At 62.3% G+C, this 13728-nt stretch carries 15 protein-coding genes; 8 read left to right on the top strand and 7 right to left on the bottom strand.

Translation table 11 applies throughout. The features are described 5' to 3' along the window. The first annotated feature begins 72 nt into the window (after positions 1-72). The gene (locus F1735_RS18315; RefSeq protein ID WP_167238274.1) at positions 73-879 is read left to right on the top strand and encodes a helical backbone metal receptor; all 807 of its coding nucleotides are present in this window, start codon (positions 73-75) and stop codon (positions 877-879) included. A gap of 99 nt (positions 880-978) precedes the next feature. On the opposite strand, the gene F1735_RS18310 is transcribed toward F1735_RS18315, so the two are convergent. The 3 genes from F1735_RS18310 to F1735_RS18300 form a co-directional block, all read right to left on the bottom strand. Further along, positions 979-1344: an HPF/RaiA family ribosome-associated protein gene (locus tag F1735_RS18310; RefSeq protein ID WP_167238273.1), complete on the bottom strand. Its 366-nt coding sequence runs from the start codon at positions 1342-1344 to the stop codon at positions 979-981. A gap of 160 nt (positions 1345-1504) precedes the next feature. Then, positions 1505-1996 carry a GNAT family N-acetyltransferase gene (locus tag F1735_RS18305; protein ID WP_167238272.1) on the bottom strand — a complete coding sequence of 164 codons (492 nt, stop codon included), beginning with the start codon at positions 1994-1996 and terminating at the stop codon, positions 1505-1507. Continuing rightward, positions 1993-3264 (bottom strand): MFS transporter, encoded by a 1272-nt coding sequence (locus tag F1735_RS18300; protein ID WP_167238271.1) that lies wholly within the window; start codon positions 3262-3264, stop codon positions 1993-1995. The genes F1735_RS18305 and F1735_RS18300 overlap by 4 nt, the downstream gene beginning before the upstream one ends. Positions 3265-3388: 124 nt before the next feature. Here F1735_RS18300 and F1735_RS18295 point away from each other — a divergent pair, with 124 nt between their 5' ends. Next, positions 3389-4000, top strand: coding sequence for a lysophospholipid acyltransferase family protein (locus F1735_RS18295; RefSeq protein ID WP_167238270.1), 612 nt, complete (start codon positions 3389-3391; stop codon positions 3998-4000). Positions 4001-4130: 130 nt separating this feature from the next. Here the strand turns inward: F1735_RS18295 and F1735_RS18290 are convergent, their stop codons facing one another. Beyond that, entirely contained in the window at positions 4131-5153 is a 1023-nt protein-coding gene (locus tag F1735_RS18290; RefSeq protein ID WP_167238269.1) for a CDP-6-deoxy-delta-3,4-glucoseen reductase, read from the bottom strand. A 206-nt stretch (positions 5154-5359) separates the two neighbouring features. Between F1735_RS18290 and F1735_RS18285 the strand changes: the two genes are divergently transcribed. The 4 genes from F1735_RS18285 (at position 5360) to F1735_RS18270 (ending at position 7366) form a co-directional block, all read left to right on the top strand. Then, the gene (locus F1735_RS18285; protein WP_229505844.1) at positions 5360-6244 is read left to right on the top strand and encodes an SDR family oxidoreductase; all 885 of its coding nucleotides are present in this window, start codon (positions 5360-5362) and stop codon (positions 6242-6244) included. A 22-nt stretch (positions 6245-6266) separates the two neighbouring features. After that, the gene (locus F1735_RS18280) at positions 6267-6470 is read left to right on the top strand and encodes a hypothetical protein (RefSeq protein WP_166878928.1); all 204 of its coding nucleotides are present in this window, start codon (positions 6267-6269) and stop codon (positions 6468-6470) included. A gap of 158 nt (positions 6471-6628) precedes the next feature. Beyond that, positions 6629-6913 carry a hypothetical protein gene (locus tag F1735_RS18275; RefSeq protein ID WP_373888544.1) on the top strand — a complete coding sequence of 95 codons (285 nt, stop codon included), beginning with the start codon at positions 6629-6631 and terminating at the stop codon, positions 6911-6913. 186 nt (positions 6914-7099) lie between these two features. Beyond that, the gene (locus tag F1735_RS18270; protein ID WP_167238267.1) at positions 7100-7366 is read left to right on the top strand and encodes a hypothetical protein; all 267 of its coding nucleotides are present in this window, start codon (positions 7100-7102) and stop codon (positions 7364-7366) included. A 172-nt stretch (positions 7367-7538) separates the two neighbouring features. On the opposite strand, the gene F1735_RS18265 is transcribed toward F1735_RS18270, so the two are convergent. The 3 genes from F1735_RS18265 to F1735_RS18255 all read right to left on the bottom strand — a co-directional run bounded on the left by F1735_RS18265 (position 7539) and on the right by F1735_RS18255 (position 12667). Then, entirely contained in the window at positions 7539-8573 is a 1035-nt protein-coding gene (locus tag F1735_RS18265) for a glycine-rich domain-containing protein (RefSeq protein WP_167238244.1), read from the bottom strand. 292 nt (positions 8574-8865) lie between these two features. Then, a complete protein-coding gene (locus F1735_RS18260) occupies positions 8866-10677 on the bottom strand; it encodes a sensor histidine kinase (RefSeq protein WP_167238266.1) in 1812 nt (603 codons plus the stop codon). Positions 10678-10909: 232 nt separating this feature from the next. Continuing rightward, complete coding sequence (locus F1735_RS18255; protein ID WP_167238265.1) at positions 10910-12667, bottom strand: glutamine--tRNA ligase/YqeY domain fusion protein; 1758 nt, start codon at positions 12665-12667, stop codon at positions 10910-10912. 164 nt (positions 12668-12831) lie between these two features. On the opposite strand from F1735_RS18255, the gene F1735_RS18250 reads away from it, so the two are divergent. Together F1735_RS18250 and F1735_RS18245 are read left to right on the top strand one after the other, a co-directional pair. Continuing rightward, positions 12832-13122 carry a J domain-containing protein gene (locus F1735_RS18250; protein ID WP_167238264.1) on the top strand — a complete coding sequence of 97 codons (291 nt, stop codon included), beginning with the start codon at positions 12832-12834 and terminating at the stop codon, positions 13120-13122. A gap of 101 nt (positions 13123-13223) precedes the next feature. Next, positions 13224-13727 (top strand): hypothetical protein, encoded by a 504-nt coding sequence (locus F1735_RS18245; protein WP_167238263.1) that lies wholly within the window; start codon positions 13224-13226, stop codon positions 13725-13727. The last annotated feature ends 1 nt before the right edge of the window (position 13728 follow it).

Here is a 13728-nt window from a genome sequence, read left to right as displayed (position 1 = left end):
GCCGCTATAACCATTGGCGTTTGCATCATATCAGTGTTCCAATAGCGTCATTCGAATTGAACCGTTCATTCCATGTACTTTACCGACGCCCTCGGCACCCCATTTCAGCCCGACCCGGCGGCACGGATCGTGTCGCTGGTGCCCTCGATTACCGAATTGCTGTGCGACCTCGGGCTGGCCGGGCAAGTGGTCGGGCGCACCGGTTTTTGCATCCATCCGGCCGCACAGGTGGCCTCGATTGCCAAGATTGGCGGCACCAAGGATGTGAACCTGGAAAAGATCCGCAAGCTCGCACCGACCCATCTGGTGGTCAACATCGACGAAAACGAAAAGCCGACCGTCGACGCGCTGGCCGCATTCGTGCCGCACATCGTCGTCACCCATCCGGTGGCGCCGCGCGACAACCTTGCACTGGCGCGCCTGATGGGCGGGATTTTTTGCGCCGGCGAGAAGGCCGAAGCATGGTGCGCGGACTTCGAAGCGGAGTACGCGGCGCTGCAAGCCTTGCCCAAGGGACGTCCGGCAACCGTGCTGTACTGCATCTGGCAAGATCCATGGATGAGCATTTCGGCCGATACCTACATCGCCCGCATGATGGCCGAGATCGGCTGGAGCGTGCCGCAACTGGGCGACCCGGCGCGCGATGCCACCCGTTACCCGTGTTTTACCTGGTCCGAGCAATTGGTGGCGCGCATCGACGGCGTGCTGCTGTCGACCGAACCGTATCGCTTCACGGAGGTCCACGCGGACGCGCTGGAAAAGCAGATCGGCAAGCCGGTGTATCTGGTCGATGGGGAAATGATGTCGTGGTACGGCAGCCGTTCGCTGGCTGGTTTGCGCTACCTGCGCGCGATGGCGCAGTCGGCGTCGATGTTCTGAGCGGGGCAGCGCGATGCCATGCTGGTTTGCGTCGCGCCGATGCAGGCCAGCCTGCCGTGCGGCAGGCGCTGGCCTGTCAGCTGGCGATTGCCAGGTAAATTACTCGCTCACTTCGTCCGGCTCAGGCACCAGTTTCGGCGTGGCGTGCAGCTGTTTGTCATGCAGACGGCCCAGGGCGCTGTCGATGGCGCGCTTGAGCTTGTCGGCAGCGCCGCTGATGGCCTGGTGCAAGCTGACCGCGTGGTCGCTGACGGCGATCGGCTGGTAGCCGGTCACGCGCGCTTCAAGCAGGCAGCGGTTGCCGCCATCCGACGATTTCTGGCTGTTTTCGTCGCTGAGGTGGACTTCAACACGGGTAATGTGTTCGCTAAAACGGGAAACGGCGGCGGAGACCACGGATTGCACATGATCGTCGAGGCCTTGATGACGTTCGATCGTTTTATCTGTATTGATGTTGATTTGCATAAGCTCACTCCCGGCTGTTCATAAAGGTACTGGCACAACCCATTCTACCTGCATGTGCGGCTTGCGCGCATTGCTGCGCCACGCCAGGGTTGGCACTTCGTTAAGCACACGACCTATCTTACACCTTTCGTTGATATTGCTCCGTGCAAATGAAATCGGGTCATGCCGGTGGCCAGCGCAGGGCGTCCGCCAGCGCGTCGACGCGCTCGATGGCGAAGCCCATGTTCAGGTACAAACGGCGCGCCTGCGGATTGCTGCGATGCACAGACAAGGTCAGCGGCAGGCCATGCCCGGCCGCCCATTGCTGGAGTGCGCGCAGCACGGCGCTGCCGATGCCGCGTCCGCGCGCATGCGGCAGCAGGGCGATATCGACCAGGCGCACGGCCAGCGGCCCATGGTCGACGACGATGCGCGCCAGCGCTTCTTGGCCCTCGTGCAAGATCAGATACAGGGCATCGGGAAAGCGCGCGCGGTAATCGGCTCCTTGCAGGCGCTGCTGCATCGATATCAGCGACGCGGCCAGGGTCGGATCGGCGCCGCCGCTGCCGAGCAAGTCCTGGCGCGTGGAGGCATACAGGCGCGCCAGGAACGGCGCATCGCCCGGCGCCGGGGCACGCGCGCCGAACGCGTGCAGATGGGTGGCCAGCGTCATGGCAGGGCCTTGGCGTCGCGCGCGGCGGCCTCTTCGTTTTCATGATGGGGAAAGCGGTCCATGCGCGAGAGCACCGGGAACTTGACGATCCAGATCGCCGTGACCGCCAGGGTGGCGGCGCCGCCGAACAAGATGGCGCGGGTCAGGCCGAACCAGCCTGCGGTCAGGCCCGACTCGAATTCGCCGAGCTCGTTGGATGCGCCGATGAACACCGCATTGACCGCGCTCACGCGGCCGCGGATCTCGTCCGGCGTTTCGAACTGCACCAGCAGATGGCGTACGTAGACGCTGACCATATCGCCCGCGCCGAGCAGGAACAGGGCCGCCAGCGCGACCGGAAAACTCGCGCTCCAGCCCAGCACCATGGTGGCCAGGCCGAACACGGCCACGCCGCCGAACATCCACGCGCCGACGCGGCGGCGGATCGGATAAAACGCCAGCAACACCGAGCACAGCGCGGCGCCGACCCCGGGCGCGGTGCGCAGCAGGCCCAGGCCCGCCGAGTCCACCTGCAGCACATCGTGCGCGTACGCCGGCAACAGCGCCGTGGCGCCGCCGAACAGCACCGCGAACAGGTCGAGCGAAATTGCCCCCAGCATGATCGGGCGCGACCACACGAAGCGCAAGCCTTCCAGCACCGTGTGCCAGGTCGCCGGATCCTTGTTGACCGCCTGCGGCGCGCTGGTGGTGAGCGCCATCAGCATCACCGACAGCACCAGCAGCGCGGCGGCGGCCAGGTACACGGTGGACGGCCCGGCGATGTACAGCAAGCCGCCCAGCACGGGGCCGACAATGACGGCGACGTGAAAGGCCGAGGAACTGAGGGCGACGGCCTGGCTGAAGCGCTCGTTCGGCACCATATTGCGCAGCACCGCCTGGGTGGCCGGCATCATGAAGGCGCGAGCGCTGCCGAACAGCACCAGGACCGCGAACACCGGCCACACCACCCCGATCCCGCTCACGGTGAAGGCCAGCAACAGCAAACCGCACAGCAACTGCGTGAGGAGGCAGATGATGATGATCAGGCGCCGGTTGTAGCGGTCGGCCGTGTGGCCGGCCAGCAAGATCAACACCAGGAAAGGGGCGAACTGGGCCAGGCCGATCAAGCCCAGGTCGAACAGGCTGCCGGTCATTTGATACACCTGCCAGCCAATGGCCACGCTTTGCATCTGTACCGCCAGGGTGCCCAACACGCGCGCCGCAAGGTAAAACGAGAAATTTCGATTGCGCAAAACACTGAAACCGTTGGACGGTGACATCACTGACATAGGAACTTTCGGGACTGGCTACGCGGGTAGGGTAAAATGATTCTTTCTGGAATCATCAACATGGCATTGTGCCCGATGTTTCCCGACCCTGCTGGCTGTGCCCCTTCCTTGTCGTTATCGTTTTATGCAGAACACCATATTTGACACCCCTGTCGTCAACACCCTGATGAGAGGCTTTTCGCTGCTGACCTTGCGCTTGCTTGGATGGCGAACCGAAGGATTGACCCCGGAGCAGATTGCCGGCTATTCCAGGTACGTCCTGATTGCCGCGCCCCACACCAGCAACTGGGATTTCCCGATGACGCTGATGGTGTGTTTCGCCTTGCGGCTGCGGGTGTACTGGATGGCCAAGTCGAGTTTGTTCAAATGGCCGATCGGCTCGCTTTCGCGTTGGCTGGGCGGGATAGCGATCGACCGCACGGCGTCGAACAACACGGTCCAGAACACGATTGACGCGTTCGCCAGGCGCGAGCGGCTGGCGGTGATTGTCGCGCCGGAAGGCACGCGCGGCAAGGTAACGCACTGGAAGACGGGTTTTTATCACATTGCGCACGGCGCCAACGTACCGATCGCGCTGGCCTACCTGGACTTCAAGCGCAAGACGGGCGGCATTGGCCGCATGTTCCAGACCACGGGCGACATCACGTTCGACATGGCCGAGATCCAGCAGTTCTACAGCGGCGTGACCGGCAAAAACAGCGAGCAGTTCGACGCCAGCTCAGTCAAGCGCAAATAATCCACCAACCGGGTCACCAACCGGGGTCAGCACCAACCGGGGTCAGAGCTTTAATTAGCAATTTATTGCTAATTAAAGCTCTGACCCCGGAGTGGGGCGAAGCTCTGACCCCGATTGGGGCGCGGCCCGATCAGGCCAGGTCGGCTTCGCTGGTGAAGGCGTCGGCGTAGAATTCTTCGGCGGGCAGGCGGCATTGCTCGACGTACTCGCGGCGCGCCGCGTCGACCACCACCGGCGCGCCGCAGGCGTATACCTGGTGGCCGGACAGGTCGGGAAAGTCGTGCATCACGGCGGCGTGGACGTAGCCGGTGCGCCCGCTCCAGTGGTCTTCCGGGAAGGCGTGCGACACCACCGGCACGTACTTGAACTGGGGCAGGGTGGCCGCCCATTCTTCGCACAGCGCGTTCATGTACAGGTCGCTTGGCCGGCGTCCACCCCAGTACAGGCTGACCGGACGGGTGGAGCCGAGGTGGATCAGGTGCTCGACCAGCGCCTTGACCGGCGCGAAACCAGTGCCGGACGCCAGCAGCACGATCGGCTTGTCGCTGTCTTCGCGCAGGTAAAAGGTGCCGAACGGCCCTTCGAAACGCAAAATGTCGCGCTCTTTCATGGTGTTGAATACTTGCTCCGTGAACAGGCCTCCCGCCATGTAGCGGATGTGCAAGGTCAGCGGACCGCCCTGGCTGGGCGCGCTTGCCATGCTGTAGCTGCGCCGCTTGCCGTCGCGTAGCATGAACTCGATATATTGCCCCGGACGGTAGGCCAGCGCTTCATTGGCCGGCAGTTGCAGGGTGACGATGGCCACGTCCGGCGCCGGTTTTTCGATGCTGGCCACGCGCGATGGCATCTTGCGCACCGGATAATCGGTGCTGCCGCCCACTTCACGCGCTTCGATCACCAGGTCGGCCGCCGTGGTGGCGCAGCAGAACAGCGAAAAACCCTGGGCTTTTTCGTCGTCGCTCAGGGCGCGCTGCTGGTGCGCCTTGTGCGTGACCGTGCCGGAGACAAGCTTGCCCTTGCAGGAACCGCAGGCGCCATTTTTGCAGCCGTAGGGCAGGCCGACGCCGGCGCGGATCGCCGCCGCCAGCACGGTTTCGTCCGCTTCACAGGCAAACTGGTGGCCGCTCGGCTGGACAGTAATCTGAAACGTCATATCGTCATCATCAATAAGTACTACGTGGTCGGGGTCGATCGTGCCGGTTGAACCACTTCTGCCGCGACGACCGACGGTTGCCGGTATTTTACATGCACTCCGGCCGGCGCCGCGTGCAACAGCCCGCCAGCCCCGGCCGCGCCACCGGCGCTGTCTTTATCTTGTATATTGTCCGGCTACGCCATCGATAATCTTCCATTCACATGATGACCTCTTCACCCTTCAAACGGCCGCGTCTCCTGATTCTCGGCTGCGGCGACGTCGGCATGCGCCTGTTGCCGCTGGTGCGCGCGCGCTTTCGCGTCTTCGCCGTGACCAGCAATGCCGAACGCTGCGCCGAGTTGCGCGCGGCCGGCGCGATTCCCATCATTGCCGACCTGGACCAACCGGCCAGCCTGAAACGCCTGGCCGGCCTGGCCGACTGGGTGGTGCATATGGCGCCGCCGCCAGGCGAAGGCGGCACCGATTCGCGCACGCGCAACTTGTGCGCAGTGCTGCCGTCTGGCGCGCGCATGGTGTATATCAGTACCACCGGGGTGTACGGCGATTGCGGCGGCGCGCTGATCGATGAAACCCGCACCGTGGCCCCGCGCAATGCGCGCGCCCAGCGCCGGGTCGATGCCGAACGGGTCCTGCGCGCCTGGGCCAGCCGCAGCGGCGCGCGCCTGGCGATCCTGCGCGTGCCCGGCATCTACGCGCGCGAGCGCTTGCCGCTGCGCCGCCTGGAGCAGAGTACGCCCGCGCTGCTGGCCGCAGAGGACGTGTTCACCAACCATATCCACGCCGACGACCTGGCGCGGATTGTCGCATTGGCCTTGTACAGGACATTGCCGGGACGCATCTATCATGCCGTCGACGATACCCATATGAAAATGGCGGATTATTTCGATACCGTGGCGGACGCCTTCGGCATGGCGCGTCCGCCTCGCGTTGCGCGATCGCAACTAGTTGCTTCGGTTTCTCCGATGTTGCTGTCGTTCATGTCCGAGTCGCGGCGCATGAGCAACCAGCGCATCAAGCAGGAACTGGGCATGCGCCTGCGTTATCCGCAAGTGGCGCCGGCGGTGGCGGCGATGGCGCTGGTAAAATGACGGTCCTCACTAAGGAAGCGCGATGACCTACGAAGAATATCTTGATGAAGTAACCACCCTGATCACCGAAAAGTACAACCTGAGCGATGCCGCCGCGATCAAGCTGGTCGTGAAAGCGCAGGATGCCGAATTTTTCGTCGAGCATGACGAGAAGGAAGCCATGCGCACCGTGGACCGCGCGCATCAGGATGCCAAGGCTTTGTACCTGGCAAGCCAGAAGAAATAGGCAGAAACCCGGCTGTCAATGGGCCAATTCCCGCGCTCGTTTGACAGCCATCAAGTTCTGGGCGCGGCTTGGTCGTATTGTGTGCGATGTCGTCTCTCCATTGCTCACTTGTGCTCACCGCCATGCCTACCGCTGTGCCTACCGCTGTGCCTACCGCCGTGCCTACCGCCGTGCCACATCGGATCATCCAGCCATCCAAGGAACAAGTACGCGCCTATATGGCCCGGCGCGAGGGCGCGCGTCGCCCGCCGCCGCCGCCCGACGAGATCCGCCGCCAGCTCGGCTGGCACCTTGTCCGCGCCGATAGTGAGCGCTTGCTCATCGAATTCTATCTGATTCCCACCAACTACAGTTGTTTGGCCACGCAGATTGCCCTGTACTGGCTGTTTGCGCCCGCGCGGCGCGCCGCACGCCGGACACATTCTCACCAAATATTGCCTTAAATACAAAGTGTATTGAGTTTAAGTTCTGTTGGTTGAGCGAATGTCAACACTTAGGTGTATGATGCAAGCCCATGCCTAAGCAGCCGCATATTCAGACTGTTTTTGCCATCACCGCTTACTAATCGACTGTAAAGATAGTGCCCTGGCGAATATGCCACGGGCGCGAATTTCGAGAGACTTAAATTCATGACCAATCGCAGATTTCCTGAAGAACCGACTTACGATCCGAACAAGGTGCTCGACGCTATCATCGAACGCTTGCAGCTCAAGAACGATGCGGCCCTGTCGCGCGCGCTCGAAGTTGCGCCACCCGTAATCAGTAAAATCCGCCACCGCACGTTGCCGATCGGCGCGACCATCCTGTTGCGCATGCATGAGATCAGCGATTTCAGTATCCGGGAATTGCGCGCCATGATGGGTGTGCCGGCAGTGAGCATCAATCTCAACACCTGAGGCGAGCCAAAAGAAAAGGGGCACCATGTGCCCCTTGGGATGCCAATGCCGGTCCGCGTTGCAGCGCATCGGCCTTACCTTTCTGGTTTAGTACTCTTGCGCGGGCCGTGGCGCAGGCTGCGCGAGCGGCCAGGCATTACTCATTGCCGGCGTCCGGCGTAGCCTGACTTGTTCAAGCCGACTGCGCCACGCCCTTGCTGATCGATAGCAGCAGGTCCGATGTGGCGGCGGTCACAACCATAGGCTCGCCCGAGACCCTCGTGCACCAGGCCGATTGCACAGCCGCTGGCATGGCCCTGGTGCACCATGCCGATTTCACTGCCTTTGCGCTGGTGCGCGTACACCAGGCCGATGTTGCTTGCGGCGTCGCAGTGCGGGTACACCAGGCCGATGTTGCTTGCGGCGTCGCAGTGCGGGTACACCAGGCCGATGTTGCTTGCGGCGTTGCAGTGCGCGTACACCATGCCGATTTTGCGCTGTCGGTGGTAGTGCGCGTACACCAGGCGGCTTTCGCTTCCGGCGTTGCAGTGCGCGTGCACCAGGCGGACTTTGCGCTATCGGTGGTAGTACGGGTACACCATGCGGCTTTGGTGTCGGCCGATACGGTGCGCGTACACCAAGCCGAGGCAGCGCTACCGGTGGTAGTCCGGGTACACCATGCGGCTTTGGCTGCTTCGGCATTGGTCCGGGTACACCATGCGGCTTTGGCGCCGGCCGCTACCGCCGTTTCACCTTCCGCAGTGCGGGTACACCATGCCGATTGCGCGCCGCCTGCCTGCAGCGGCGTCTCTTCCACGGCACGCGTGCACCAGGCGGCGGCGCGGGCGCCATAGACTTCGCCGAAGCTGCTTTCATACAGGTCGCGCATGCGGTTGCCGCAGTCCTGCAGGTGCTGCGTATCTTCTTCTTCGCCGCTCATGCCCACATACGGATAGTGATGCAGGAAATAGCCGAACACGTGCTCGCAATCCTTCGCGTACTTCATGGTGTCCAGAATATGGTAGTGCCAGAAGATGTCGACTTCGATCATCGGCGCGGTTTCGTCTTCCGGGAATGCCTTCATCAGGTACAGGAAGCGGCGATATTCCACTTCCACCGCATCGGCTTTTTCCTGCGACCAGCCTTCACCGGATTCGGCATGGGTGAGCTTGAATTTGATCGGGTCCAGATCGAGTTCCGAAATTGCTTTGATTGCGTCGTTGGTCATCATGATTAGGCCTCTTTTATAGAGTTGTGATTGGTTTATGTGACTACATTCCCTGTTTGGACTTGCGGGTGTTACCGGTACTACAAGCTGCCTGTCTCCTTTCTTTCTTTCGGTCAATCAATTGCCCGATTACATTGATTTCCGTTACTGTTTGAGGATGTTGCGCCGGTCCGCTGCCGACTTGTTGACTTTGCTCAAGCATTACTCGGGGATATTCCTAGCGCATCGCGGATGCACTGACTGTGCCGCAAGCCATCGAGGAGGAATCTGTTTAGGACAATGCCCGTCGTCATCAGACAAACGCGGCATGCGTTTCATTTTTGCTGGACGCAGCGGTGGCGTGGCCACGTGCGGGCTCATTGTGCAAAGGGACGCTCACGCAGACTGTGGTCCCTCCGCCGCTATCGCTGGTGATGGAAAACGAGCCGCCGAGGATGCTGATGCGCTCCTCGATGCCGACCAGGCCGAACGAGCCGACCTTGGCCCGTTCGCCGGCCTGCAAACCGATGCCGTTGTCGCTGACGGTCATCGACAGGCGGTTGCCGCCCAGCTTGAGTTCGACCCTGACCCGGCTGGCCTGTGCATGGCGCACGATGTTGCTCAGCGATTCTTGCAGGATGCGGAAAAAGGCCGTGGCCGCATGGTCGCCGAGCGCCACTTCCTTCGGTTCGTCGATCAGTTCGCAGGCAATGCCGGTGCGGCGCTTGAATTCGGCGATCTGCCACTCGACCGCCGCCGACAGCCCCAGGTCGAGCACGTTCGGGCGCAGGTCGTTGATGATCTGGCGCACGCTCTTGATGGTGGCGTCGATCTGCTGCAAGGTCGAGCGCGCGCGCGCGTGCAGGCGCGGATGGCGCTCGCGCGTGCGCGAACTGAGCATGTCCGCTTCGATGCGCAGCGCCAGCAGGTTCTGGCCGAGGTCGTCGTGGATTTCGCGCGCGATGCGCTTGCGCTCGCCTTCCTTGATCTGGTCGGCGTGGGCCGCCAGGCGGCGCAGGTTCTGGTGCGACAGTTGCAGCTTGGCCTGGCTGTCGCGCAGTTCGCGCGTCATGCCCTTGGCCATCTTGATGGCGCGCCGCCGTGACGAGGTCAGCGCATGGAACAGGGCGTACAACAGCATCGAGCTGACCGAGCCGGCCATCATCGCCAGCCACGGCGCGAATTCCTCGAAGCCCGTGTACAGCTCGGTCGCGGCGACGCTGAAGGTGGCGTCCCACTGGCGGCCGTTGAAGTCGATCGGCAAGGTCGCGTGGAAGCGTTCCGGCCCCAGCACGGCGGGCAGGGACGTTTCGTCGCCGCCGCCGCTGTCGAACAGCACGCGCCCGCGCAGCATGTCCGGGCCGATGGCGTTATCGACCAGCATCATGCGCACATTCTTGATCGGCACTTCGTCGATCACGCCCTGCACCAGCTTTTGCACGCTGAAGGCGATCCCGACCGTGCCCAGATAAGCGGCGCGCCGCTGCGCAACGGTCGCGGTCGGCGCATGCGGCCGGTAGACCGGCAGGCGCATGCCGAGCCCGGTGCGGCCCGGTCCCGAAATGAAGGAAATCGGCAAGCCCGAGGTGAACAGCTTGCCGGTGTCGCGCAGCTCGTCGAGCGTGTCGACGATCAGCGGATTGGTGAACAGGTCGTAGCCGAGCGTGGCGGCCCAGCGCACTTCCGGCTCCACGAAGGTGACCACCGTGTAGGAAGGACGGCGCCCGGGCGGCTTGATGGTGAACTCCTCCGCCCCGTCGGCGCCGTCGGCCGCGCGTTCCTTGCGCACGCGCTGGAGGAAGGCATCGCGGTCGGCCTCCTGCAGCATCTGGGCGAAATTGATGTTTTCGATGGCCGGGAAATTGCGCGCCAGTCCCAGCCCGTTGACGTAGCCGTGGAACTGGCGGCGCGTGAGCGGCTCGCTGATCTGGAATACGCTCACCGTGCCACGCAACACGTCGGTATACGACTTGATGCGGGCGTTGATGGTGTTGCGGGCATTTTGCGCCAGGCCGGCGAAACGGGCGCGCGAATCGGTTTGAATAGAATTGGCGGTGGCCAGGTAAAGCACCAAACCCACCGCCAGGGAAAAGGGCAAGCCGACCCAAAGGGCGGGACGAGCCATCGAAAATGTTTTTATAGTTGTCTTTAGAGTAAGCATGGTGCCTTGCATTCCTTTCGGTAGCCCCAAATGGCGATGCATTGTTTGATCCACATTAACCGGAAGTTAGTTGTCATAATACCTATTGATCCTGCTAGGTATGGAGATCGGAAAAGTCTGAATATAGAAAAAACCCCGCCGCGGCAGTGCCGGGGCGGGGTTCGGTGGGGGCGAAAGTGTCGCGTTTCGGCAACGTTTATTTTGCCCAGCTATCTTTCAAAGTAGTAACTCTGTTAAATACCGGCTTGCCCGGGGTGGAGTCGACACGGTCCGCGACGAAGTAGCCGTGGCGCTCGAACTGGAAGCGCTGGCCGGGTTCGGCCGCGCTCATGCCCGGCTCCAGGTAGGCCGTCACCACTTCCAGCGCGTTCGGGTTGAGGAAGGGCTCCCATTCGCGTCCGCCGGCGTCCGGCTGCGGCTCGGTGAACAGGCGGTCGTACAGGCGCACTTCGGCTTCGAGCGCGGTGGCGGCGCTGACCCAGTGAATGTTACCTTTGACCTTGTAGGTGTTCGAACCTTCGGTGCCCGATTTGCTGTCTTCAAAATACTTCACATGAACGGCGGTAACATTCCCCTCAGCATCCTTGTCGAAACCGGTGCATTCGGTCACGTAGCCGTGGCGCAATCGCACCCGGCTGCCGGGGGCGTCGCCGATCGGCGGGAAATACCGAAAGTAACCTTTTGACGGCACTTCCATGAAGTCATCCTGCTCGATCCAGAGCTCGCGCGTGATAGGGAAAGTGCGCAGGCCGCGCTCTGGAAAGTGCGGGTGTACGGGCGAGTTGCATTCGACCGATTCGCCTTCCGGAAAGTTATCAATAATCAACTTCAGCGGACGCAGCACGGCGGTGGCGCGCGGCGCTTTCGGGTCGAGGTCGTCGCGCAGGCAGCCTTCGAGCGTGCTCATGTCGATCCAGCCGTCGGCCTTGGACACGCCGATGCGCTCGCAGAACAGCTGGATCGATTCCGGCGTGTAGCCGCGCCGGCGCAAGCCGACGATGGTCGGCATGCGCGGATCGTCCCAGCCGGAGACGATGCCCTTGACCACCATGTCGCGCAGCTTGCGCTTGCTGGTGACCACGTAGGTCAGGTTCAGGCGCGCGAATTCGTACTGGTGCGGCAGCGGCTTCTGGAAGAAGCCGCCGTCGGCCAGGGTGGCCAGCAGCCAGTCGTAGAACGGGCGGTGGTCCTGGAATTCGAGCGTGCAGACCGAATGGGTGATGTTTTCCAGCGCGTCCGAAATCGGGTGCGTGAAGTCGTACATCGGATAAATGCACCAGGCGTCGCCGGTACGGTGATGGTGGGCATGGCGGATCCGGTAAATGGCCGGGTCGCGGTTGGTCATGTTGGGCGAGGCCATCGAATCGGCGCCCATCTTGATGCGCAGGATGTGTTCCCCGTCCTGGTACTTGCCTGCCTTCATGTCGCGGAACATCGCCAGCGATTCCTCGGGCGTGCGGTCGCGGAAGGGCGAGTTGGTGCCCGGCGTGCCGAAATTGCCGCGGTTTTTCTTGATATCGTCGGCGCTCTGGCTGTCCACGTAGGCGAAGCCGGCCGTGATCAGGTATTCGGCCATGGCGTACAGGCGCTCGAAATAGTCGCTCGCGTAGTACAGGTGGCTCTCGCCTTGTTGTTCCCAGCTGAAACCGAGCCACTTGACGCTGTCGATGATGGTGTCGACGTATTCCTGTTCTTCCTTGGCCGGATTGGTATCGTCGAAGCGCAGGTGGCAGCGGCCCTGGTAGTCGCGCGCCAGGCCGAAGTTGACGCAGATCGACTTGGCGTGGCCGATGTGCAGGTAGCCGTTCGGCTCGGGCGGAAAGCGGGTGATAACTGGCGGCAAGCCCTCACGGACGTGCGCGCCGGCGGCCAGGTCGTGCTCGACGATGGCGCGCAGGAAGTTCGGCGACGGGGCATTCGCAGCCGGCGCCGCAGTGTTTTTTTCGTTGCTCATGGAGGGATGCTTTGCGAATGATAAGGTTGTGTCATTTTAACGCAAATAGGTGTTGCTATCAGAGTCAAAGGGCGCCTGTCCTGGTACCGGCAGCCGCGTTCCGCCCCTTTGATGCCGTTCTATAGGATAATCTCGCTTTACAGTTTCGGCAGCAGGAGTTTCCCGTGGACAATTTATACACCACCCTCGGCGTGGCGCCGAATGCGACCGACGACGAGATCAAGAAGGTTTACCGCTCGCTGGCGATGCGTTTCCATCCGGACCGCAACGACGCGCCCGGTGCGGAAGTGCGTTTCAAGAGCATCGTCAAGGCTTACGAAATCCTGTCCGACCCGGCCAGGCGCGAGGAATACAACCAGAGCGTCAACCACCGCATCATCATCGATGCGGAAGAAGAGGCGTTCGCCTTGTGGCGTTCGCTGTTCAGCCTGAATGGCGTGAGCTTGCCGGTGTAAGCACCGCCCCCAACTTCCGGACATGGCACGCGCTTGCCCAAGGCGCCGTGCGTCCGCGCTTCGCTTCAACAGTCGATACGCATTACCAACAGGACCAGAAAATGAGAAAAGTACATCCCGAATTTGCCTACCAGTCGCGTGAACTCGGCGGCCAGATCGACGGCATTTTGGGCGACCCGCCGAACCGCAAGAACTACGACATGATGGTCGGTGCCCTGGTGAGCGAATACACCAGCGGCGGCGGCATCGAAGACGTCAACATGATGAGCTTCGCGCTGGTCGATCACATCACCTTCAGCGATCCCAAGGGCTTGCTGGCCGAAGCGGGCGAGTACGAAGGCGGCAGCCCCGAAAACGTCTTCGCCATGGCCGCCTGCGAGGGCGATGCCGAAGCCATGTACGCCGCCATGACCGCCAACCATCCGGAACTGGCGCGCCAGGCCATCATCACCGCGTTCCTGTTCAAGCACCCGCGCCTGTGGGACGAGGACGACGAATCGCTCGAACAGCTCTCGCGCGACGATGACGGCGACGACCGCCACGACGACGACGACGACGGCGTCACCGACGACTTCGCCCAGATGTTCGACAAGGAAGGAGATTGAG

The organism is Massilia genomosp. 1 (assembly GCF_011682185.1).
GTDB lineage: Bacteria > Pseudomonadota > Gammaproteobacteria > Burkholderiales > Burkholderiaceae_D > Telluria_A > Telluria_A rubra.
Note: the sequence above shows the minus strand (reverse complement) of the source record. Positions and strands in the feature narration are given on the sequence as shown.

What these genes read in the sequence shown, in the direction of transcription:
- F1735_RS18315 (WP_167238274.1), top strand. Translation starts at nt 73, where the DNA reads ATGTACTTTACCGACGCCCTCGGCACCCCATTTCAGCCCGACCCGGCG.
- F1735_RS18310 (WP_167238273.1), bottom strand. Translation starts at nt 1,344, where the DNA reads ATGCAAATCAACATCAATACAGATAAAACGATCGAACGTCATCAAGGC.
- F1735_RS18305 (WP_167238272.1), bottom strand. Translation starts at nt 1,996, where the DNA reads ATGACGCTGGCCACCCATCTGCACGCGTTCGGCGCGCGTGCCCCGGCG.
- F1735_RS18300 (WP_167238271.1), bottom strand. Translation starts at nt 3,264, where the DNA reads ATGTCAGTGATGTCACCGTCCAACGGTTTCAGTGTTTTGCGCAATCGA.
- F1735_RS18295 (WP_167238270.1), top strand. Translation starts at nt 3,389, where the DNA reads ATGCAGAACACCATATTTGACACCCCTGTCGTCAACACCCTGATGAGA.
- F1735_RS18290 (WP_167238269.1), bottom strand. Translation starts at nt 5,153, where the DNA reads ATGACGTTTCAGATTACTGTCCAGCCGAGCGGCCACCAGTTTGCCTGT.
- F1735_RS18285 (WP_229505844.1), top strand. Translation starts at nt 5,360, where the DNA reads ATGACCTCTTCACCCTTCAAACGGCCGCGTCTCCTGATTCTCGGCTGC.
- F1735_RS18280 (WP_166878928.1), top strand. Translation starts at nt 6,267, where the DNA reads ATGACCTACGAAGAATATCTTGATGAAGTAACCACCCTGATCACCGAA.
- F1735_RS18270 (WP_167238267.1), top strand. Translation starts at nt 7,100, where the DNA reads ATGACCAATCGCAGATTTCCTGAAGAACCGACTTACGATCCGAACAAG.
- F1735_RS18265 (WP_167238244.1), bottom strand. Translation starts at nt 8,573, where the DNA reads ATGACCAACGACGCAATCAAAGCAATTTCGGAACTCGATCTGGACCCG.
- F1735_RS18260 (WP_167238266.1), bottom strand. Translation starts at nt 10,677, where the DNA reads ATGGCTCGTCCCGCCCTTTGGGTCGGCTTGCCCTTTTCCCTGGCGGTG.
- F1735_RS18255 (WP_167238265.1), bottom strand. Translation starts at nt 12,667, where the DNA reads ATGAGCAACGAAAAAAACACTGCGGCGCCGGCTGCGAATGCCCCGTCG.
- F1735_RS18245 (WP_167238263.1), top strand. Translation starts at nt 13,224, where the DNA reads ATGAGAAAAGTACATCCCGAATTTGCCTACCAGTCGCGTGAACTCGGC.